Genomic DNA, 21,634 nt, shown 5'->3' on the forward strand with positions numbered 1-21,634 from the left:
ACGGTACTGTCCATCCACTGGACGGTCCCAATCGTCCCGAATAGTGAGACACCCTTAAGGCCGAACATTCTTCTGTGAACGGGCTCGGGGCCCTCCGGTTGGAGAGCCCCGAGCGTTCTTGATCGAACTTCCTAGGACGGCCAGTCCATCAACGTTGACCGGATGAGGAAGCGTTTACCCTCAGGCGCTTCAACGGAAAAGCCGCTGCCCCGGCCCGGTACGACGTCGACGGTGAGGTGGGTGTGGCTCCAGTAGTTGAACTGCTCCCGGGACATCCAGAATTCCAGCGGCCGGGGCTGCAGCCCATCCGCCAGGTCGAACAGCCCCAGGAGCACGTCCGAGTCACCCGTGATGAAATCCCCGGCCGGATAGCACATGGGCGAGGACCCGTCGCAGCAGCCGCCGGACTGGTGGAACATGAGCGGTCCATGCCTTTCCCACAGCATCCGGAGCAGGTCCACGGCAGCCGGCGTGAGCGCCACCCGGGAGAAGTCTTCCCCGGGCAGCGTCACGGCGGCAGCCAACCCTTCAGCGGGCATCAGAACCTCAGCACCACGCGGCCGTCGATCTTGGCGTGCTTCATCTCATCGAACACCGCGTTGACCTCGGACAACCCCCGGACGGAGACCGTGGGATGGATTTTTCCCCGGGCATAGAAGTCCAGGGCCTCCTCAAGGTCCTGCCGGGTCCCGACGATGGAACCGCGGACGGTCAGTCCCTTGAGCACAATCTCGAAGATCGGAGCCGGAAAGTCCCCCGGGGGCAATCCGTTGAACACGATGGTGCCGCCGCGCCGGGCCATGCCAATGGCCTGGCCGAACGCCGACGGGTGCACCGCCGTAACCAGCACTCCATGGCAGCCTCCTGTTTCCCGCTGGATCACTTCGGCCGGGTCCTCCTGCAGCGCGTTGACCGTAAGTTCGGCGCCGTGGGCCTTGGCAAGGGCCAGTTTGTCGTCGGCGATGTCCACGGCGGCGACACGAAGCCCCATGGCCACGGCGTACTGCACGGCAATATGCCCCAGGCCACCGATGCCCGAGATGGTGACCCACTGCCCCGGCCGGGTCTCGGTCATCTTCAGGCCCTTGTAGACGGTGACGCCGGCGCACAGCACCGGCGCCACCTCGACGGGGTCGGATCCCGCCGGTATGCGGGCCGCGAACCGGGAGTCCACCAGCATGTATTCGCCGAAGGAACCGTCCACGCTGTATCCGCCGTTCTGCTGCGCCTCGCAGAGCGTTTCCCACCCGGTGCGGCAGTACTGGCAGTCCCCACAGGCTGACCACAGCCAGGCGTTGCCCACCAGGTCACCAACCGCGAGGTCTGAGACCCCCTCGCCCAGGGCCACCACTTCGCCCACGCCCTCATGGCCGGGAACGAATGGAGGGGATGGTTTGACCGGCCAGTCGCCTTCCGCGGCGTGGAGGTCGGTGTGGCAGACGCCGGTGGTCAGGACCTTGACCAGCGCCTGTCCTGGCCCCGGCTCGGGGATGGCGATGTCCTTGACCTTGAGGTCGGCGCCGAATTCGGTTACTACTGCTGCTTGCATTGTCGTCGTCATTGGCGAAATCCCTGCTTCGTTGTAGTGGTTCAGTGGTACGGAGCGGGCCTAGAAGAAGCCCAGCTTGTTTTCGTCGTAGCTCACCAGCAGGTTCTTGGTCTGCTGGTAGTGGTCCAGCATCATGGCGTGGTTCTCGCGCCCGATGCCCGAGGACTTGTAGCCGCCGAAGGCGGCACCTGCCGGGTAGGCGTGGTAGTTGTTGACCCAGACGCGGCCGGCCTGGATTTCGCGGCCGGCGCGGTAGGCAACGTTGCCGCTGCGGGACCAGACGCCGGCGCCCAGTCCGTACAAGGTGTCGTTGGCGATGCCCATGGCGTCGTTGTAGTCGCTGAACCGGGTTACGGCCACCACGGGGCCGAAGATCTCCTCCTGGAAGATCCGCATCCGGTTGTGGCCTTCGAACACAGTGGGCTGGACGTAGAATCCACCCGCGAGGTCGCCGGGGAGTTCGGCCCGCGCGCCGCCGGTGAGCACCTTGGCGCCTTCCTGCTTTCCGATGTCGATGTAGGACAGGATCTTCTCCAGCTGGTCGTTGGAAGCCTGGGCGCCCACCTGCGTGTCGGTGTCCAGCGGGTTGCCCTGGATCATCTTTTCCACCCGTGCCACGGCATCGGCCATGAAGGAGTCGTAGATGTCTTCCTGGATCAGCGCCCGCGAGGGGCAGGTGCAGACTTCGCCCTGGTTGAAGGCGAACAGCGCAAAGCCCTCCTGGGCCTTGTCGTAGAAGGCGTCGTTTTCCTGGGCAACATCGTTGAAGAAGATGTTGGGGCTCTTGCCGCCCAATTCCAAGGTGACGGGAATCAGGTTCTGGCTGGCGTATTGGCTGATCAGCCGCCCGGTGGTGGTTTCACCGGTGAAGGCGATCTTCCGGATCCGGGAACTGGATGCCAGCGGCTTGCCGGCCTCCACGCCGAAACCGTTGACCACGTTCACCACGCCGGCGGGCAGCAGGTCCCCGATCAGTTCCATCAGCACCAGGATGGACGACGGCGTCTGCTCCGCGGGCTTGAGCACCACGGTGTTGCCTGCGGCGAGCGCGGGCGCAAGCTTCCAGACGGCCATCAGGATGGGGAAGTTCCAGGGGATGATCTGGCCCACCACACCCAGGGGTTCGTGGAAGTGGTAGGCGGTGGTGTTGTCATCGAGCTGGGAGAGGCTGCCCTCCTGGGCCCGGACTGCTGAGGCGAAGTAGCGGAAGTGGTCCGCGGCAAGGGGCAGATCGGCGTTGAGGGTTTCCCGGACGGGCTTGCCGTTGTCCCAGGTTTCGGCGACGGCGAGCATCTCGAGGTTCTCGTCGATGCGGTCGGCGATCTTGTTCAGGATGGCGGCCCGTTCCGCCACGGACGTCTTGCCCCAGGAGGGTGCGGCCTTGTGTGCCGCATCCAGGGCGAGCTCGATGTCCTCGGCGGTGCCGCGGGCCACCTGGCAGAACGCCTTGCCCGTCACCGGGGTGATGTTTTCGAAGTACTGGCCCTTCACCGGGGCCACCCATTCGCCGCCAATCCAGTTCTCGTAGCGGTCCTTGAAGGTGACCTTCGAACCGTCGGTTCCCGGCTGTGCGTAAACGGTCATGTGCTTAGCTCCTTTGCTGTGCAGAAGGCTGGCCCATAGGGGCGCTCGCCGATGATGCCAGCGTAGGAGCGGGGAGGTTGCAGCCAGGTTGCAACGATGCGACGCAGGTCACAACCGTGGGTGGACTTGTCCGGACCCGGTTTCGACAAGTTCCACCACACCGGCCGCCGTTCAGGCGTGCAGTTCGGCTTCCAGCCGTTCCAGGTCGGCCACCACGGCGGCCCGCTTGGGTGAGCGCGGCGGCAGGAGGCGGAGCGCGGCGCGGCGGATGACGACGTCGTCCCTGGCCTCCGGGAGCGCAGCGTACTTAAGCAGGGACTCGGCACTGCCGTCCGTGAGGACCGCCTCCCGGAGCAGGGACGACACCCTGGTCCGAAGGTCGAGAATGCCGGGCGCCTCCGAGCGCGGCAGCACCTCGCCGCGGTAGATCTCCAGGGCAATCCGGTGCGCACCGCGCTGCAGGCAGCTGAGCACCTGGCCGGTGTCCGGCACGAGGTCCAGGGGGAGCCGGTAAGGGCGTGAGCCTGGAACAGCGTCGGGGCTCAGCTGCTGGACGACCTTGCGCAGCCGGACCATCTCTGCCCGCAGCGTGATGGTGGAGCCATCCCCCGGGTAGAGCAGCGAAGAGAGTTCCTCGGCGCTGAGTCCTTTCGGATGGGCGCTCAGCAGGGCCAGGATCTCGCTGTGCCGCGCGGACAGGGAAACGGTCCTGCCGCCAAGGCTGAGGAGGGCCTGGTCGCGCCCCAGCAGCTGCAGGCTGTTGCGGTAGAGGCTGCCTTCCGTGGCACCGCCGCCGCGTCCGGCGGCAGCCGCGGACCGCCGTCGCACGGGCTTCCTGGCCAGCTCCGCCGCGTGCTGCAGGCGCTCCACCCGCAGCTGCGCCTGGGCGGCCGCCACCGTGGCCTCCACGAGCGACAACGTATGCGGCGCCACCGCGGTGGCCGTTCCGGTAATGTCCACCACGCCCAGCACGGCGCCGGAATCGGGGTCGTGGAAGGGGACGGCAGTGCAGCTCCAGGGATGGACTGTCCGCTGATAATGCTCAGCGCCGGCGATCTGGATGCCCTTGCCCAGGGCCAGGGCCGTTCCCGGGGCACTGGTGCCAACACTGGCCTCGGACCAGTCTGCACCGGGGACGAACATCATGCCTTCGGCGCGGCGCTGGAGCGTGGGGTCGCCGTCCACCCACAGGAGCCTGCCCACCTCGTCGCCCACCGCAACCAGGAGCCCGCTGTCATGGCTGGGCTGGACCAGCAATTTGTTGATGACCGGCATGATCGCGGCCAGGGGGTGCTGCCGGCGGTAGTCCTCCAGCTCGTCCCAGTCGAGGGCCAGCGGCGCGGCCGCATTGTCAGGGTTGGCCTTGAAGCCCGCCGAGCGCTGCCAGGACTCCCTGATGAGGTTGCGCAGCCCCGGGATCTCGGGGGTTGCGGCGCCGGGGTCCGATCCAAGGCGCTCATGGCCGGCCAGGGCGGCACGCTGGCGCGGTTCAGGGTGGAGCAGGTTCGTCATCGAACTCCCGTTCCGGAGTCTTGTCCGGCGAGGCACGGCTGGAAGGTGGCCCAGCCAGCATAGCCGGACAACACCCCTGTGTCACCGGCGCACCCGGACCAGTTCCTCCAGCGCATCCACCCCTGCAACTGCTCCGCCCGCGGCAGCGTAGCCGGCGGCGACGCGCCGCGCGCCAGGCGCCTTGCCCAGGGCCTGGTGGACGGCTGCCCGGAGCCGCTCCGGAGTAAGGTGTTTCCGGCTCAGCCGCACCCCGGCGTCGGCTGCTGCCACCCGCGCTGCCACCTCGTGCTGATCGCGGCCAAACGGGACCACCACCACGGGCACTCCCTGTGCCAGCGCTTTCTGCGTGGCGCCCATCCCGCCGTGGGTGATGGCCACCGCTGCCCGCTCGAGGACACGTCCATGCGGGACGAAATACTCCAGCCGCGCATTGGCCGGCAAAGGCCCGAAATGGTCCGTGCCGGCGGCTTTGGCGGCACCTGCCGAGCCGGTCCGGGCTGCCGGGAGGGTGGCGACGACGGTGAAGGGCTCCCCGGCAAGTCCGGCCAGGGCGGTCCGCACAATGGCTTCGTCCGCCTGGTACTCGGAGGACGTGGTCACCAGGACCACGGAGCCTTGGCCGTCCCGGAGCCAGGCCGGAGGGTCGGCCGGCGGTTCCCAGGCGAGGGCGCCGATCATCCGCACATCCGGGCCCCAGTCCGGATGCGGGTACTCGAACGGCTGCGACGTGGCCACGAGCATCAGCGGCGCGGTGCGGAACATCTCGTCCGCACCGCTGACAGGTGGAAGATGGCCGGCGGACAGCTCCGTCCGCAGCGAGTTGATGCGCGGCAGCATCAGCTTTTCCACGGCGCCGATCACCAGGCGGCGGGCCAGTGCATCACGGGCCCTCCCCAGCGGGCCGGACATGGGCGCAAGCCCGGGTCCGAACGGCGGGGTTCCCCTCGACTGCAGCGGCGGGGTGTAAGGGCTGAAGGTGGCCCACGGCAGCCCCGAGGATTCGGCCTGGATGCGGGCTCCCCAGGCGTTGATGTCGATGAGCAGCAGGTCGGGGCGAACGTCAGCAATGGCCTGCTGCAAGTCCGGGGCGTCGAACCTGGCACGGGCCGTGAAGGTCTCCACGCTGGAAGCCAAGGCCGCCTTCGCGTTGTTGGCGCGGTAGTCAGCGGCCTCGACCGCGAGTATCCGGTCATCTACCGGTCCGGCATGGAACCCCGCCTCCAGCAGCAGCGGGACCTGCCGGCGCAGGGTACGGACGTGGACATCATGGCCGCGGGCCTTCAGCTCCTGGAGCAGCGGGACCATCGGGAAAAGGTGGCCGATGGCGGGAGAGGTGTAGGCAAGGACGGTGGACATCAGGGCCTCCGGATGAAGGGTTCCAGCATTTCGAGCAGGCAATGGGCCACCTGGTCGCGGCTGAGCCCGGCATCGAGGCGCAGCAGTTTCCAGGTGTAGACGTCGCAGAGGGCGACGAACTGGGCAAAGCGGCGCTTCCGCTCCACCCCGTCCGGCAGGAAGTCATCCGTCAGGAAGGGCGCGAAGACGCGTTCGCACCACTCCCGGTGGAACTGCCGCCCGCCTTCGGTGATCTCGGCGAGCACGGGGGAAGTTTCCTCCTCGGCCAGCATCTTCAGGGCCAGGGCGCCGGTGGTTTCGTAGTGCTCCAGGAGATTGTCGACGGCGGCGGGTACGTCGCCGGGAGGAGCGGCACCCCGCTGGCCGGCAACCTCCGCTGAAGCGAATTCCGCGGTGGCGTGGATCAGGCCCAGGCGGTCGCCGTAGCGGCGGATAACGGTCTGGACGGTCACCCCTGCGCGGGCCGCAACGGCGTTCAGCGTCACGTCGGCGATGGGCCCCTCCATGAAGAGGCCCAGCGTTGCCTGCAGGATCCGGCGCCCGGTTTCCTGCGCGGAGGTGGCACGCTTGGGGGAGCTGTAGGGACGGGTTCCCGCCCCGGCCGTATTCATGTTAATCAGATTAACTCGAATGCCCCGCCAGGGGTAGGGGTCAGCCGCGGGAGATGCGGATCATCTCCTCGCGCGGCACCACCTTGATGCGCTCGCGGACTACATGGCCCAGGCCGTCGGGTCCGGTCCAGGCGGCACCCAGTCCCGCCTCATGGGCGTCGAGCTTGTTCCACCCTTCCCAGGTGGTGTATTCGATGCCGCGTTCCTCAAGCAGGTCGATGATGGCCTGGGGGTCCGGGTTCTTGGCCGCCGGGAGGTTCAACCGGTCCTCCAGCAGGAAGCCGATGGTCTCCAGTGCGTCGCCCTTGGTGTGGCCGATCAGGCCCACGGGGCCGCGCTTGATCCAGCCTGTGGTGTAGATGCCCGGAACGGGGTTGCCTTCGGCATCGAGGACCCGGCCGCCTTCGTTGGGGATGACGCCCCGCTTGGCGTCGTACTCCAGTTCGTCCAGGGCGGAGCCGTGGTAGCCGATGGCCCGGTAGACGGCCTCGACGGGGTACTCCACGTACTCCCCCGTGCCCTTGGCGTTGCCGGTCCCGTCCAGCTGCATGCGCTCGAACTTGATGCCGCCCACTTTGCCCGTGCCGTCGTCGAGCACTTCAACGGGGCTGTGCAGGAAGTGCAGGTGCAGCCTGCGGGAGGAAGGGTTGTCCGACTCCGCGTGCTCCTCCACCAGCCAGTTGGTGAGGGTGTTCACCATGGTCTTGACCTGGTTGTTGGTGCGGATGGCCTCGTCCGACGCATCGTCGAATTCGAAATCCTCGGGGTAGAGGACAATGTCCACATCGTCCATGTGGCTCAGTTCCCGCAGCTCCAGCGGGGTGAACTTGACCTGGGCGGGGCCGCGGCGGCCAAAGACGTGCACGTCCGTGACGGGGGACCCCTTCAGGCCCTGGTAGACGTTGTCCGGGATCTCCGTGGTGAGCAGTTCCTCAGGGTGCTTGACCAGCATGCGGGCCACGTCCAGGGCCACGTTGCCGTTGCCGATCACCGCGATTTCCTTCGCCTCCAGGGGCCACTCCCGCGGCACGTCCGGGTGGCCGTCGTACCAGGAAACGAAATCGGCGCCGCCGAAAGAGCCGCGCAGATCGATGCCGGGGATGTCCAGGTCCGCGTCCTTGATGGCGCCGGTGGAGAAAATCACGGCGTCATAGAAGGCCCGGAAATCGTGCAGGGTGAGGTCCCGGCCGTAGGTCACGTTGCCCAGGAACCGGATGTCGCCGCGGTCCAGGACCTTGTGCAGGGCGTTCACGATGCCCTTGATCCGGGGATGGTCCGGTGCCACGCCGTACCTGATCAATCCGTAGGGCGCCGGGTAGGCCTCGAAGAGGTCGATGCTGACCTGGAAGTCGCCGTCCTTGACCCCGCTGGACTTGGTGAGGATGTCCGCAGCATAGACTCCTGCCGGTCCCGCGCCGACGATGGCGACGCGGAGGGGACGGTTGGCGGCGGTTTCGCTGTGATTGGACACCGGGAACCCTTCTGAACTGGTCCTGCTCATGTTTCATGAGGGTGCGCCGCATAGTGCAGCGCACAGTCCCCCATTCTAGTTGGCGGCAAGGGCCACCACCTTGCCTTCGCGGTACAGGAGGGCCCTGAGTTCTGATTCCGCCGAGTCCAGGCGCTTCGGATCGATGGTTTCGCCGTCGTGGTAGTGGTCCACCACCCGCGGGTCCACGTAGCTTTTGCGCGCGATGGAGGGGGTGTTGCCCAGTGTTTCGGCGGCCTCGAACATCGCACGGCTGATGGCCCTTTTCCGTTTGGCGGCAGTCCGCTGGACCCCGGTCCGTGCCAGGCTGGACGCAGCGGCCACCGTTCCGCGAAGGGTCCGGAAGTCCTTGGCGGTGAAGTCCGAGCCGGTCCGCTCCTTCACGTAGGCATTGATGTCCGCGCTGGTGACCGGGCGCCAGGTCCTGCCCTCTTTGTAGGCCAGGAGCCGGGCGTTCGGTCCCCGCCGTTTGAGCAGGCGCAGCAGGGCGGCGAGGTCGGCGTCGCGGATTTCCGATTCCCAGTCCTTGCCGCTCTTGGCCGGGAAACGCAGCAGGATCCGGTCCTTCCGCACCTGGACGTGGGCGCACAGGAGGGTGGCCAGGCCCCTGCTGCCGTTCTCGTTCGTGTAGCGTTCCGAGCCCACCCGCAGGGATCCGCTGTCCAGCATCCGGAACGCCCCTGCCAGGACGCGCTCACGGGAGAAGCCTTCACCACGCAGGTCCATGGTGACCAGCCGCCGGGCTGCGGGCAGCGATTCGGCCAACTGGAGGGACCGGTCAAATTTCACCCGGTCCTTACGCTCGCGCCACTCGGGATGATAGATGTACTGGCGCCGCCCCACGGCGTCCACTCCGGTCGCCTGGATGTGGCCGTTGTCAAAAGGGGCGATCCAGACGTCGGTCCAGGCCGGCGGGATGCCGATGCTTTCCAGGCGGTCCCGGACGGGACCCGGTGGAAGGGTGGAGCCATCCAGGTCCCGGTAACTGAAGCCCTTGCCGGCGGCAACCCTGCGGTAGCCGCGGCCCGAGGCGTTGCTGCGGCGGAGCCTCACGGCGCGGGCTCCCGGAAACGGACACGTGTCATGAAAGCAAGCCTACTGACTATTTTCCGGAATACACGCCCACCTGCTGGAATACCTGCCCGCGGGCTGCTGTTATGGACAGCGTGCCCATGCCAGAAGGAACCCCCGTAGCCACCTCCCCCACGTCACGCTCCACGGCAGGTGATGCGGTGCCCGCGGGCCCCAAGGCAGTCGCCAAGGAATCCACGGCGGGCCTGCTGTTCGGCATCGGCGCATACGTTTTGTGGGGGATGCTCCCGCTGTACTTCTACATCCTGATGCCGGCGGGCGCCGTCGAGATCGTGGCCAACCGCGTGGTGTGGTCCTTGCTGTTCTGCGCCCTGCTGATCACGGTGACCAGGTCGTGGGGTGTGCTCGCGGTGGCGCTACGGGACCGGCGGGTCTTTGGTTCCCTGGCGCTGGCGGCGTTCCTGATCGCCATCAACTGGCTGACCTACACCTATGGGGTCACAACGGGTCAGGCGGTGGAAACGTCGCTGGGGTATTTCATCAACCCGCTGGTTTCCGTGTTGCTGGGGGTGCTGGTCCTGAAGGAAAGGCTGCGGCCGCTGCAGTGGACAGCCGTCGGCGTCGGCTTCGTGGCGGTGGGCGTACTCACCTACTCCTACGGGAAACTGCCGTGGATAGCGCTGACCCTGGCGTTCAGCTTTGGCCTGTACGGCTTCGTCAAGAACCGGGTGGGATCGAGGGTGGACGCCATCACCAGCCTCAGCGTGGAGACCATGGTGCTCGCCCCGCTGGCCGCCGTCGCCATGGTTGTCCTGGCCGCAAGCGGCAGCTCCACGCTCACGTCCCAGGGGGCGGGGCACTTCTGGCTGCTGCTCGCATCCGGCGTGATCACCGCCGTCCCGCTGCTCTTCTTCGGCGCCTCGGCGCGGCGGTTGCCTATGACCACCATCGGACTGCTGCAGTATTTCGCTCCCGTCCTGCAGTTCCTGGTGGCGCTGCTGATGTTCCGGGAGGCCATGACTGCTGAACGCTGGATCGGCTTCGGGGTGGTATGGCTGGCCCTGCTTCTGCTGACCGTGGACATGCTGCGGACCACGCGCAGGAATTCCCTGGCCCGCAAGGCAGCGCTCCGGCAGGCCGCCTGACCAACACTTAAGCCAAGGAGGGTGGGCCCGCGGTTGCGGGTCCACCCTCCTGGGTTTTCGGGTAAAGCCGTGCCGGCTAGGCGTGGGCCTTGATGGCGGCGGCGAGGACTTCCAGGCCGTCTGCCAGCAGTTCATCGGTGATGACCAGCGGGGGCAGCAGGCGGATGACGTTGCCGTAGGTGCCGCAGGTGAGGATGATGACGCCTTCCTTCAGGCAGGCGGCGGCAACAGCCTTGGTCAGCTCCGGGTTCGGCTCCTTGGAACCGGCCTGGACAAGTTCGACGGCGAGCATGGCGCCACGGCCGCGGACATCGCCGATCACGCCGGTCCCGGCAGCGGCAAGCTCGGACTGCAGTTCCTGGAGGCGCGCCGTGGCAACGGATTCGATGTGGCGGGCGCGGCCGTTCAGGTTGTACTCCTCCATGGAGCCGATGGACGCCAACGCAGCCGCGCAGGCCACCGGGTTGCCGCCGTAGGTGCCGCCCAGGCCACCGGGGTGCACGGCATCCAGCAGGTCGGCGCGGCCGGTGATGGCGGACAGCGGCATGCCGCCGGCGATGCCCTTGGCCATGGTCATGATGTCCGGGACAATGCCTTCGTGGTTGACGGCGAACCATTCACCCGTGCGGCAGAAGCCGGACTGGACCTCGTCGGCGATGAAGACGATGCCCTTCTCCTTGGCCCAGGCGGCCAGCGCCGGCAGGAAGCCCTCGGCCGGGACGATAAAGCCGCCCTCGCCCTGGATGGGTTCGATGATGATCGCGGCAACCTGGTCTCCGCCGATCTGCTTCTCGATCATGGTGATGGCGCGCTTGGCTGCCTCCGCACCGGTGATGGCGGGGTTTTCCTCGCGGTACGGGTAGCTCATGGGCATCCGGTAGACCTCGGGCGCGAACGGGCCGAAGTTGGTCTTGTACGGCATGGCCTTCGCGGTCAGCGCCATGGTCAGGTTGGTGCGGCCGTGGTAGGCGTGGTCGAAGGCGACAACGGCGTCCCGGCCGGTGGCCAGGCGGGCCACCTTGATGGCGTTTTCCACGGCCTCGGCGCCGGAGTTGAAGAGGACGGTGCGCTTTTCGTGGTCGCCCGGGGTGAGCCGGTTCAGCTGCTCGGCCACAGCCACGTAGCCTTCGTACGGGGTGACCATGAAGCAGGTGTGGGTGAAGTGCTCCACGGCTTCCTTGACGGCACCGACGACGGCGGGATCGGACGCGCCCACGCTGGTCACCGCGATGCCGGAGCCCAGGTCGATGAAGGAGTTGCCGTCGACGTCGTGGATGATGCCGCCGTCGGCGTCGGCAACGTAGACCGGGACGCTGGAGGCGACGCCGGCAGCCACCACGGACTTGCGGCGCTCAGTCAGTGCCACGGACTTGGGGCCCGGGAAGTCGGCCTGGACGTTGCGCTTCTGCTCCAGGCGGAAGGTGATGTCTGATGCGGTGGTGGTCATGATGTTCTTTCTTACAGGTGGGAGCGGAATTAGGAGTCGAGGGCGGACATCACGTGCTTGATGCGCGTGTAGTCCTCCACGCCGTACATGGAGAGGTCCTTGCCGTAGCCGGACTGCTTGAAGCCGCCGTGCGGCATTTCGGCGGTGAGCAGGATGTGGGTGTTGATCCACACGGCACCGAAGTCCAGGTCACGGCTCAGCCGCATGGCAGTGCCGTGGTTGGTGGTCCAGACACTGGACGCCAGGGCGTAGTCCACGTCGTTGGCCATGGCTACTGCCTCTTCTTCGGTGCTGAACTTCTGGACGGTAATGACGGGGCCGAAGGTTTCCTTCTGCACCACGTCGTCCGTCTGCTTGGCACCGGTGATGATGGTGGGTTCGAAGAAGTAGCCCTTCTCCCCCGCGCGGTGGCCGCCGGTTTCGATCCGGCAGTTGGCCGGCAGGTTCTCCACCACGGAGGTCACGGCGTTGAAGTGGTTCACGTTGTTCAACGGGCCGAAGTAGTTCTCTTCGTCGTTCTGCGAGCCGGTGTGCAGGGTCCTGGTGTGCTCCACCATGGCGGCCACGACGTCGTCGTGCACTGAGTCCTGCACCAGGACGCGGGTAATGGCCGTGCAGTCCTGGCCGGCGTTGAAGAACGCGAACTCGGCGATGGCCGCGGCGCTCTTCTTGATGTCGGCGTCGGCGAACACGATGGCCGGGGCCTTGCCGCCAAGCTCCAGGTGGGCACGCTTGAGGCCCTTGGCGGCACCCGAGGCCACCGCGATTCCCGCGCGCACAGAGCCCGTAATGGACACCAGGCCCGGGACCTTGTGCTCCACCATCATGGCGCCGGTTTCGCCGGTGCCCAGCACCACGTTCAGGACACCCGCGGGCAGGATCTCACCCGCCAGGCGCGCCAGGACCAGCGTGGATTCGGGGGTGGTGTCGGAAGGCTTGAGGACCACGGTGTTGCCGGCCGCGAGCGCGGGACCGATCTTCCAGATGGCCATCAGGAAGGGGTAGTTCCACGGGGCCACCTGGGCCACCACGCCGATCGGTTCACGGCGGACATAGGATGTGTGCCCCTCGAAGTACTCGCCGGCGGACTTGCCTTCCAGGATCCTGGCGGCACCGGCGAAGAAGCGCAGCTGGTCGGCGCCGGCTGCCACTTCCTCGGAGGCGATGAGCGACCGGACCTGGCCGGTGTTGCGGTGCTGGGCCTCGACGAGTTCGCCGCTGTTGGCCTCGATGGCGTCGGCGAGCTTGAGCAGCATCAGCTGCCGCTGTCCCGGGGTCACGTGCTTCCAGGTCCGGAAGGCGTCCTTGGCAGCGGCCATGGCCGCGTCAACGTCGGCCTGCACCGAAACGGGGGCTTGGGCCACCACTTCGCCGTTGGTGGGGTTGACCACGTCCAGCAGGTCGGTGCCGGCAGGGGTGACGAACTTCCCGTTGATGAAGTTCTGCAAGGTTTGGACCACGGTGTGCAACCTCTTTCGTAAGGGCCATCGGCGGCCGGACGGAACCCGGGACGGATGGATGGAACTGCCTCGAGCCTATGCCAGCGCCCCAGCGGGGTGAATAGCCACCTGCACACCCTTGTTTGGAGGGTTTAGTGCGGTTGCCCAGCTCACGTTTATCCTTGCTTCATGGCCATTTCCCTCGCTGCCCTGGTGGGCGTGTCCTCCCTGAAGCTGGCCAAAGCCGGAGTGGCGGAGACAACCTGGAACCAGGACATTAACTGGGTTGCCGTCACGGAACTGGAGGATCCGCAACGGTTCCTCAACGGCGGCGAGCTGGTGCTCACCACCGGGCTGCGCCTCCGTTCCGCTCCCGAGCAGCGCCGCTTTGTGCGGCAGGTGCAGCGGGCGGGCGCGGTGGGCATCGGGTTCGGCGTTGGGTTGTCGCATGAGACGGTGCCGCCGGCACTCCTGGCCGAGGCCAACCGCTGGGGCCTGCCCGTGGTGGAGGTGCCGTATGAGACGCCGTTCATCGCCATCACCAAGCTGGTGGCGGATGCCCAGTCGGCGGACCACTACGCCAAGCTGGAACGGCTGATCGCGGGGCACCAGGTGCTGGCCCGGGCGCTGCTGACCGGCGGAGGGCTGGCGGAACTGTTGAAGAACCTCGGCGGCATGCTGCGCACCGACATTGCGTTGACCCAGTTCACGGCCCAGCTGTACAACAGCAGCGCTGCCCACCCGTCGGCCGACACCTGGGCCAGCTATCCCGTGCCCACGGGACGGCGGGACGCCTGCACGCTGTGGGTGCGCCAGCCGTTCGAGGACACGGGCATCATTGGCTACGCGCAGAACCTGATCAGCGTGGAGCTGAACAACATGGTCAAGCAGCGCCAGGCCCAGCGGGCGCTCTGCGGCCAGGTGCTGGAGGACGTGATCCATGGCGCACTGGAGACCAGCGAGGCGCAGCGCCGCCTGGCGGGCGTGGGCGTGAACAGCACCCGCAAGAACGTGGTGCTGCTGGCCGTGTCGGCCGCCCACGGGAAGGCCTTGGGGAGCACCTCGGTGCCGCAGGAGCTGGAGAAGGCGGTCGCCGCCGTCGTGGGCAAGGACCTGGTGCTGGTGGTCAATGACGACGGCGGGACGGCACCGTCGCTGGCACGGAGGCTCAGCGACCACCTCGCCGAAGCCGGCATCCATGCCACGATCGGCATCGGCGGGGCGTACACCAAGCCGAACGGCCTGCGCTGGAGCTACTTCGAAGCCCGGGATGCCGCCAGCCATGGATTGCCGGTCAACGAGCCGGAGCGGCTGAGCCTGACGTCGCTGCTGCTCGCCAGCGAGGATGTGCCGCTGGCGGACATGGCGCATGAATCCCTGAATCCCCTGCGTTCGTTCGACGCCGCACACGGGTCTGAGCTGATGGCCACGCTGGAAAGCTACCTGAACAACAACGGCTCGGTGGCTGCGGTGGCGGAGGAACTCACCTTGCACCGCAACACCGTCAGGTACAGGCTGGCGCAGATCACGGAGCTGACCGGCTACGACCCCGCGGTCACCGCGGACCGGGTGCAGCTCTGGCTGGCCCTGGCGGTGGCCCGGCTGTCGGCCCGGCAGGGCAAATAGGGCCGGGCCGGCCTTAGAGTACGCCGCGGCTGAACAGATCGCGCGATTTCTTCCAGGCCTTCCGGTACGCGGCCTGCGCCGCCGCCATCCGTTCCTCCTGCAGGCTGAGCAGCTCCGCATAGATGCCTGCCGTGGCGGGCTCGCCGTACTCCGCCGCGATGGCGGCCAGCAGGTCGCGGGCCACCACGGCGTCCTGGTGTTGTCCCAGGACCTTCTGCTGCCGGTGGGCGGCCTTGGCCACCTTGCCCGCACGCTTGCCGTGCACCAGTACTGCTGATTCAGCCACGTGGCGCAGCCGCTTGGCATCCTTGCGCACGCGGTGGAGCGCCAGTTCCTGCTCCCTTCCGCGCCGTGCACGCTTGGCCGCTTTGCGGGAGCGCTGCAGCCGCTTGGCGGCCTTGTCCACCGCCTTCGCGGCCGCCCGCCGTCCCGGCGCCACCGAATCGGCGCGCACGGGCGGGTTGTCACGGAACTCCTCAAGCGTGTCCAGGAGCCGGAAGTAGCGCTCCGTTCCGAGGGCTTCCTGCAGGAGGCGGTACGCGGCGTCGTAGTCCGCGTCCGTGCGCTGTTCCACCTTTGCCGTGGCCGTTTCCACGCCGTCCGCGGACTGCAGTGCACCCAGCTGCCCGCGGAGCTGCGCCCGCAGGACCTCGGCGTCGCGTGGCTGGCCCAGGAGCTGGCCCAGCCACTTCAGTTCGGTCCGCAGCTTGCGCACCGGCGCAGCCCGGTAGAGCTTCGCATAGGCTGCCAGGACCGAGCGGATGCGCCGGGTGGCGGAGCGCATGTTGTGGACCGCCTCCGGTTCCTCCAGCCGGACGGCACTGTCGCCCGCAAGGATCGCATCGACCTGCTGCGCCACGTAGACGGTGACGACGGCGGCCGCCGGGGCCCGCTTCCCGGCCAGCAGGGCGGGGGCGGTGGTGCCCGGGGTATCGGCGGCAGCGTCCCCGGCGGCACGCTTTCCCGCCTTGGTACCGGGGCCCAGGGCTCGCGCCAGCTTCGAAGCATGTCCGGCCGGCTTCGCTCCGGCAGCCAAGAGCAGTTCCTCAACGGGTCCGAAAAGGCCAGGCTTCCCGTGGACCAGTTCCAGCTCCCACTCGCGCCATTCCTGCCGCGTGTCGTTGCCGCGGCCCGCCAGCCGTTCAGCAGTGACGTGGTCGTCGGCGAGGTCGGCGAGGTGGACGCCGTCGTCCCCATACAGGGGGTAAGTGGTGCGCCGGGTGTCCAGCCTCACCACCGGCACCGGAACGGCGCCCCTGAGATACGCAAGAAGGTGGGTCAGCAGGGCGTCGGGGACGGCGTCGGGCCGGCCCAGGGGTGCGTGCAGCTCCGTCCGCTGCTGGGGCCCCTCGCCCGCTGCCTGGTCTCCGCGCGGCGGCAGCTTCAGGTGCCACCCGGCATCCTTCCCGCCGGTGCGGCGGCGGAGGGTGATCCTGCGTGCGGCCAAGGCATGGTTGGGGGTGTCGAAGTAGACAGCCTCCAGCAGGTCGGTGTGCGGCGCGCCGGTCCGGGCCACCCCGGCGGCCTGCCCCAGGTCCGGCACCACGGCGCCGGCATCGACGTCGTACTTCTTCTCAATCTCGAGTCCCCGGGAAGCTTCCACTGCCGTCCTTCCGCACTGCCCGGCCCGCGCCAGGCCCTCCGACCATCCGTTGGAAGTCTATTCCAGCCGGGGCATGACGGAGAGGTCGGCCACAAAAGGACAAACATCAAACGTCTAACCTTTAGGCTGGAAGGCATGCCAGGAATTCCCCCCGCGTCCCCACCCGCAGCAGCCCGGGCCGGCACGGTGCCGGCCGCCCCGGCCACCGGCAGCGCCCCTGCCAAGCCGCGTTCCGCCGTCGTCTTCGGTGTCATTGCGCTGGTCCTGATCGGCCTGAACCTTCGCGCCGGCATCACCGGGGCCTCCGCGCTCCTGCATGATCTCCAGGCGGTGCTTGGCTATGGGGCGCTGGTGGCGTCCATCATTCCCTCGATCCCCACCCTGTGTTTCGCCCTGGCCGGCGCCGCCACCTCCTGGCTGACCGGCAAGCTTGGCGTGGAGAAGGCCATCCTGCTGTCCCTGGCACTGCTGGCCGGCGGCCTCATGCTGCGCGGGATCCCTGCCACGGGCATGCTGGTGGCAGGGAGCGTGGTGGGGATGTCGGGCCTGGCCATCTGCAACGTGGCCATGCCGTCCTTCATCCGGGAGCACTTCGCGTCCCGTACGTCGTTGATGACCGCCGTCTACACGGTGACCATGACCACCGGCGGCACCCTGACATCGGTGGCGGTGGTCCCGCTGGCCCATGCGCTGGGGTCGCCGTCCGCCGCCGTGGGCGCCGTGGGCATCGCTGCCGTCGCTGCCTTCGTGGGCTTCCTGCCGGTGGCACTGCACGCCCACCGCAGCACCGTCCGGACCACCGCCGGCCATGTGTCCCCCTGGCCGCTGCTCCGCACCCGGAAGGGCCAGCTCCTCACTGCCATCTTCACCCTGCAGGCCCTGCTGGCCTACGCCCTCCTGAGCTGGTTCCCCTACATGCTCACCACGATGGGCCTGAGCGCATCGGACAGCGGGCTGATGTTCGGCCTCATGCAGCTGGTCTCCGTCCCGGCGGGCATGGTGCTGATTGCCATCGGAGCCAGGCCGCGGATGCTGCGTCCGGCGTTCTACCTGGCGAGCATCATCATGGCCGCCGGGATCGCGGCGCTGCTGTCCCTCCCCGTGGCATTAGCGGCCGTCCCGGCGGTCCTGATCGGTTTTGGGCTGGGCATCTTCCCGCTCGTCATGGTGATGATCAGCCGGAGCGGAACCAGCACCGCCGAAACCACCGCCCTGTCCACCTTGGCACAGTCTTCCGGCTACTTGCTGGCCACCGCCGGCCCGTTTGGCATGGGCCTCCTGCACAGCGCCACCGGGGGCTGGTCCCTGCCGCTGGTGCTGCTGCTGGTCCTGGCCTTGGCCCAGATCGTGGTGTCCCACCTCATCACGGGACCCGCGATGTCCAGGAACGCGGAAGGGAAATAATCCCATGACATTGAGCCCTTCGGTCCGTCCGCCGCTCGCCGCCGAGGTCACGGCCAAACTGCGCGGGATGGTCCACACCGGCGAGTGGCCGCTGAACCAGCGCATCCCGCCCGAGCCCGAGCTCATGGCCCGGCTGGGCGTTTCCCGCGGCACGCTCCGCGAAGCCATCAAGGCCCTGGCCCACAGCGGAATGCTGGAAGTACGCCGCGGCGACGGCACCTACGTGCGCGCCACGAGCGAGATGTCCGGGGCCGCGCGCCGCATGTACCAGGACCACACCGAACAGCACATCCTGGAGGTCCGGCTGGGCCTGGACACCCAGGCCGCCCGGCTGGCCGCCCGGAATGCAACGGACGACGACGTTGCCTCCCTCCGTGCCCTCCTCGCCATCAGGGACCAGGCCTGGACCTCCGGGGACTTCGAAGCCTGGGCAGACGCTGACTGGAGCTTCCATGAGGGCGTCGCCAGGGCCTCGGGCAATCCCCTGCTGCACGAGCTTTATGCGAGCTTCGGCGCCGTGTTCCACCAGGACCTGCTGAAGCAGCAGGCCCGGCCGGGCTTTAACGGGCTCCCCCGCGACGGCCACGAAACGCTGCTGGACGCCATCGCCCAGCGGGACGGGGACGCTGCCGTGGCCAGCGTGAACCGGAACCTTAACTCGTGCGCGGAGTGGCTGGCGGAGTAGCCGGACATGGGTGCGGCCCGGCACTGAGGTGCCGGGCCGCCGTCGTCCGCTGTGTGCTGACCGGTGGTGCTAGTCGCGGCGCAGGCCCGCAAGGACATTCTTGGGGCGCTGCATCTCGCCGTGCTTGGCACCCAGGATGATCACCAGGGCAGCGAAGCCGGGGATGGCCCACTGCAGGGCCTTGAGCTGCTGCTGGGCCGACTTCAGCTCGTCCGAGGCGGCACCGTGCGGCTCGGTGGCGCCTTCGGCACCCTCACCGGCCAGCTTCTCCACCTTCTTGCCCAGGACGCCCGAGTAGAGGGTCACCGCGGCACCCACCACCGTCACCGCCGTCTTGATCACGGTGTCCCGGGCCACACCCTCCTGCTTTGCGATGCGGCCCTTGTTTTCCCACGCAATGGCGAGATCGGCCACCAGGTGGGAGGCGAAGGCCGCGGTCTGGAACGGCGCCCACTTCATCCAGCCGGCGCTGGAGAGCCGGGTGCGCTCGGCCGGGTCCTTGGCCTGGGCTGCCGCCCCGTTGAGCCCGATGGCACCCATCAGGGAGCCACCAAACCATGCTGCCGCCGTCAGGTCGTGAACTGAACGGGCAATGAGATTTCCTGCCATGATGTGCATTCCTAACGTTGTGGACTGATGCAGCTGCGCTGCGGACTTCACGTGCCTGTTCCATCGAGGTATGGTCCGCTCATGGTAAGCACACTTACTAATATTACGAAAGCCCGTCCCGGACAGTGCCGACCGCGTAATATCGTCGCCATGGGAAACACTGGGACATTGTTCGGCTGGGCCTTCGGGGACCCCGCCCGTGAGAGAGACGGCGGCTATGTGGACGGGCTGCAGCGGGAGGCGTTGGGGAATGCCCGCGAAACGGCGAAGGCCAAGGGTGTCGGCGTCGTAGCGGGTTCGGAGGTGTTCACCGTCCTCAGCGCGGACGATTCCCTGGTGGAGCTTGACAATGCACCCGGCCAGCTGGTGGTCCGCTGCACCGTGCACGTCGAAGGGCCGGGAGCAGAGAAGCTGCGGGCCGAAGGGCCCATGAACGGCTAAGGCATGTCCGACGGCGAATCCACCCTCAGCCAGGCAGCGGACGCTGTCGAGGAAGCGTCCAACCACAGGGTCCTGGATGTCCTGGCCCGCACCGGGTTTGCCGTCATGGCTTTGCTTCATGTCATCCTCGGCGCCATTGCCATCGCCATCGCGTTCGGCCATCCGGGTGATGCCGAACCCACCGGCGCCATCGCCCGGCTTGCGGACAACCCCTGGGGGCCACTGGTCATGTGGGTCTGCGTGGCGGCCTGCCTGGGCCTTGCGTTATGGCAGGCCAGCGAGGCAACCCTGCGGGCCAGGAGCCTGCCCCGCAAGCAACGGCTGGCCAAGCTTGTGTCATCGGGATTCCTGGCCATCGCCTACGGCAGCGTGGGTTTGACCTTCGCCGGCTTTGCCCTGGGGCAGCGCAGCGACTCGGGCGACAACACGCGCGACTTCAGTGCCAGCCTGATGGACACCCCTGCAGGGCCGTGGCTCCTTGTGGCGCTGGGCCTGACCATCCTGGGCATCGGCATCTACTTCATGGTCAAAGGGTTCCGGCGCGGCTTCAAGGAGGAGCTGTTCCACTTCGAGGGCACCAGGCGCGGCAGGCTGATCGACAGCCTGGGCGTCACCGGCCACGTGGCCAAGGGGGTGGCGCTGGACCTCACCGGGCTGCTGTTCATCATCGCCGCCGCAAAGCACCGGCCCGAGGAGTCCACCGGGCTGGACGGCAGCCTGAAGGCGCTGCAGGACCACCCGTTCGGGCCCACGCTGCTCGTGGCCATTGGTGCAGGATTTATCGCATATGGGATTTTCGCGCTGATCCGCGCGCGCTTTGGGCGCATGTAGTTCCGGGGTTTATGGGTAGGAAGGAAGTATGACCCAGCAGCTGCGCGTTCTCTCCGCCGTCACCGAAAATGCCGGCCAGGCTTTCGCTGCCCTCTTCCGGCTCCTGAAGCTGGCCAGGCCTGACCGGCCCATCCATCCCGCAGGACTGGGGCTGTCCGGAACTGTGGCCAGGACCGGAAACCCGGGCGGCCCCAGCGGCATCGCCTGGCTGGACTCGCCGGGTACCGACCAGGTGGTGGCCCGCTTTTCCCGGTCCGTGGGGCTGCCGCAGCGCCTGCCGGACATTTTGGGCCTGGCCCTCCGGGTTTCCCCGTCCGGCGATGCTGCTGCCGGCCCTGCTGATGTCCTGTTTGCCTCCACCGGCTGGGGTCTGCCTGGCCGGTACATCCTGATGCCGCGGCTTGATGTGGCAGGAGCCGCCCTGACCACGCTGATGCCGTACCGGGGAGGCCGGGGCCCCGTCCTGCTGGGCCTGCGGACGCGGGGCCTTCCGCCGGGTTCGCTTGCGTCCGGGGAATGGGTGCTGGGGCTGCACTGGACCACTCCGGGCGGCCGGTGGCAGGAATGCGGTGAGGTGCGGCTGCAGGCCGGTGCCAGCCCCACGGATATCCCGCTGCGTTTCGATCCCCTGGAGCACCAGCCGCCCGGCGCGCAGGCCTACGCATGGACCCGGCGCCTGCGGAAGCCGTCCTATCGGGCCGCCCGCCGGGCCGCACCTCCCGCCGTCGGTCGCCCCACCGAGCCTGGACATCCCGCGGACCCCTCCGCAGGGGGCCAGGGAAGCACCACCGCAACCGGAAGGAACCCCATGTCCACCGTCTCGCAGCTGTTCAAGTCCCCCTCTGCCGACGTCTGGCGCGTCATCGCCGACGGCTGGCTGTACTCGGGCTGGGTGGTGGGTGCCTCCCGGATCAGGGATGTGGACGCCGAATGGCCCCGGGTTGGAGCCAACCTCCACCACTCGGTGGGCGCCTGGCCGCTGGTGATCGACGACAGCTCCCGCGTGACCGCCGTCGAGCCCGGCCGCTCGCTGGAACTCGTGGCGCGGGGCTGGCCCATGGGCGAGGCCAAAGTGGAAATCACGCTGGAGGACAGGGGCGCCCAATGCCTGGTGACCATTGCCGAAGATGCCATCCACGGGCCCGGCAAGCTCATGCCCAAGGTTCTGCGCGATCCCATCATTTCGGCCCGGAACCGGGAAAGCCTGCGCCGGCTGGAGCTCATGGCCATCGGGGGCGCCGGGAAATAGCCCGGCCGGGTTAAGCGACGTT

Annotated in this window: 19 protein-coding genes; 7 read left to right on the plus strand and 12 right to left on the minus strand. The window is 67.9% G+C overall.

Annotated elements, in window-relative coordinates; all coding sequences use genetic code 11:
* Positions 1-131: 131 nt before the first annotated feature.
* The 8 genes from NIBR502770_RS12960 to NIBR502770_RS12995 form a co-directional block, all read right to left on the minus strand.
* Positions 132-539 carry a DUF779 domain-containing protein gene (locus tag NIBR502770_RS12960; protein ID WP_141182175.1) on the minus strand — a complete coding sequence of 136 codons (408 nt, stop codon included), beginning with the start codon at positions 537-539 and terminating at the stop codon, positions 132-134.
* Positions 539-1,561, minus strand: a complete 1,023-nt coding sequence (adhP, locus tag NIBR502770_RS12965; RefSeq protein ID WP_210418863.1) for an alcohol dehydrogenase AdhP — start codon at positions 1,559-1,561, stop codon at positions 539-541. The genes NIBR502770_RS12960 and adhP overlap by 1 nt, the downstream gene beginning before the upstream one ends.
* A gap of 48 nt (positions 1,562-1,609) precedes the next feature.
* Positions 1,610-3,133 carry an aldehyde dehydrogenase family protein gene (locus tag NIBR502770_RS12970; protein ID WP_141182176.1) on the minus strand — a complete coding sequence of 508 codons (1,524 nt, stop codon included), beginning with the start codon at positions 3,131-3,133 and terminating at the stop codon, positions 1,610-1,612.
* 171 nt (positions 3,134-3,304) lie between these two features.
* Positions 3,305-4,645 carry a GAF domain-containing protein gene (locus NIBR502770_RS12975; RefSeq protein WP_141182177.1) on the minus strand — a complete coding sequence of 447 codons (1,341 nt, stop codon included), beginning with the start codon at positions 4,643-4,645 and terminating at the stop codon, positions 3,305-3,307.
* Positions 4,646-4,726: 81 nt separating this feature from the next.
* On the minus strand, positions 4,727-6,001 hold the full coding sequence (locus NIBR502770_RS12980; RefSeq protein WP_141182178.1) for a glycosyltransferase: 1,275 nt from the start codon (positions 5,999-6,001) through the stop codon (positions 4,727-4,729).
* A complete protein-coding gene (locus NIBR502770_RS12985) occupies positions 6,001-6,612 on the minus strand; it encodes a TetR/AcrR family transcriptional regulator (protein ID WP_141182179.1) in 612 nt (203 codons plus the stop codon). The genes NIBR502770_RS12980 and NIBR502770_RS12985 overlap by 1 nt, the downstream gene beginning before the upstream one ends.
* 40 nt (positions 6,613-6,652) lie before the next feature.
* Positions 6,653-8,113 carry an FAD-dependent oxidoreductase gene (locus NIBR502770_RS12990; RefSeq protein WP_371416461.1) on the minus strand — a complete coding sequence of 487 codons (1,461 nt, stop codon included), beginning with the start codon at positions 8,111-8,113 and terminating at the stop codon, positions 6,653-6,655.
* Positions 8,114-8,158: 45 nt separating this feature from the next.
* Positions 8,159-9,154, minus strand: a complete 996-nt coding sequence (locus NIBR502770_RS12995; protein WP_141159673.1) for a DNA topoisomerase IB — start codon at positions 9,152-9,154, stop codon at positions 8,159-8,161.
* Positions 9,155-9,273: 119 nt separating this feature from the next.
* Between NIBR502770_RS12995 and rarD the strand changes: the two genes are divergently transcribed.
* Positions 9,274-10,278, plus strand: a complete 1,005-nt coding sequence (gene rarD, locus NIBR502770_RS13000; protein ID WP_141182181.1) for an EamA family transporter RarD — start codon at positions 9,274-9,276, stop codon at positions 10,276-10,278.
* A gap of 76 nt (positions 10,279-10,354) precedes the next feature.
* On the opposite strand, the gene gabT is transcribed toward rarD, so the two are convergent.
* Together gabT and NIBR502770_RS13010 are read right to left on the minus strand one after the other, a co-directional pair.
* Positions 10,355-11,725 (minus strand): 4-aminobutyrate--2-oxoglutarate transaminase, encoded by a 1,371-nt coding sequence (gabT, locus tag NIBR502770_RS13005; protein ID WP_141182182.1) that lies wholly within the window; start codon positions 11,723-11,725, stop codon positions 10,355-10,357.
* A gap of 29 nt (positions 11,726-11,754) precedes the next feature.
* Positions 11,755-13,185 carry an aminobutyraldehyde dehydrogenase gene (locus tag NIBR502770_RS13010; RefSeq protein ID WP_141159670.1) on the minus strand — a complete coding sequence of 477 codons (1,431 nt, stop codon included), beginning with the start codon at positions 13,183-13,185 and terminating at the stop codon, positions 11,755-11,757.
* 168 nt (positions 13,186-13,353) lie between these two features.
* Between NIBR502770_RS13010 and NIBR502770_RS13015 the strand changes: the two genes are divergently transcribed.
* Positions 13,354-14,790 carry a PucR family transcriptional regulator gene (locus NIBR502770_RS13015; RefSeq protein WP_141159669.1) on the plus strand — a complete coding sequence of 479 codons (1,437 nt, stop codon included), beginning with the start codon at positions 13,354-13,356 and terminating at the stop codon, positions 14,788-14,790.
* A gap of 13 nt (positions 14,791-14,803) precedes the next feature.
* Here NIBR502770_RS13015 and NIBR502770_RS13020 read toward each other — a convergent pair whose 3' ends face one another.
* Positions 14,804-16,393, minus strand: coding sequence for a CYTH and CHAD domain-containing protein (locus tag NIBR502770_RS13020; protein ID WP_141182183.1), 1,590 nt, complete (start codon positions 16,391-16,393; stop codon positions 14,804-14,806).
* Positions 16,394-16,528: 135 nt separating this feature from the next.
* On the opposite strand from NIBR502770_RS13020, the gene NIBR502770_RS13025 reads away from it, so the two are divergent.
* On the plus strand, positions 16,529-17,797 hold the full coding sequence (locus NIBR502770_RS13025) for a CynX/NimT family MFS transporter (RefSeq protein ID WP_141159667.1): 1,269 nt from the start codon (positions 16,529-16,531) through the stop codon (positions 17,795-17,797).
* Positions 17,798-17,801: 4 nt separating this feature from the next.
* Positions 17,802-18,482: a FadR/GntR family transcriptional regulator gene (locus NIBR502770_RS13030; protein WP_141159666.1), complete on the plus strand. Its 681-nt coding sequence runs from the start codon at positions 17,802-17,804 to the stop codon at positions 18,480-18,482.
* 69 nt (positions 18,483-18,551) lie between these two features.
* On the opposite strand, the gene NIBR502770_RS13035 is transcribed toward NIBR502770_RS13030, so the two are convergent.
* Positions 18,552-19,091 (minus strand): hypothetical protein, encoded by a 540-nt coding sequence (locus tag NIBR502770_RS13035; protein WP_141182184.1) that lies wholly within the window; start codon positions 19,089-19,091, stop codon positions 18,552-18,554.
* Between the two features lie 150 nt (positions 19,092-19,241).
* Between NIBR502770_RS13035 and NIBR502770_RS13040 the strand changes: the two genes are divergently transcribed.
* The 3 genes from NIBR502770_RS13040 to NIBR502770_RS21535 are packed head-to-tail and all read left to right on the plus strand — an operon-like array spanning position 19,242 to position 21,612.
* Positions 19,242-19,532, plus strand: a complete 291-nt coding sequence (locus tag NIBR502770_RS13040) for a hypothetical protein (protein ID WP_141182185.1) — start codon at positions 19,242-19,244, stop codon at positions 19,530-19,532.
* A 3-nt stretch (positions 19,533-19,535) separates the two neighbouring features.
* Positions 19,536-20,363, plus strand: coding sequence for a DUF1206 domain-containing protein (locus tag NIBR502770_RS13045; protein WP_141182186.1), 828 nt, complete (start codon positions 19,536-19,538; stop codon positions 20,361-20,363).
* A 28-nt stretch (positions 20,364-20,391) separates the two neighbouring features.
* Positions 20,392-21,612 carry an SRPBCC domain-containing protein gene (locus NIBR502770_RS21535; protein ID WP_246857264.1) on the plus strand — a complete coding sequence of 407 codons (1,221 nt, stop codon included), beginning with the start codon at positions 20,392-20,394 and terminating at the stop codon, positions 21,610-21,612.
* The last annotated feature ends 22 nt before the right edge of the window (positions 21,613-21,634 follow it).

Source organism: Pseudarthrobacter sp. NIBRBAC000502770 (assembly GCF_006517815.1).
In the GTDB taxonomy this organism is placed as follows: Bacteria; Actinomycetota; Actinomycetes; order Actinomycetales; family Micrococcaceae; genus Arthrobacter; species Arthrobacter niigatensis.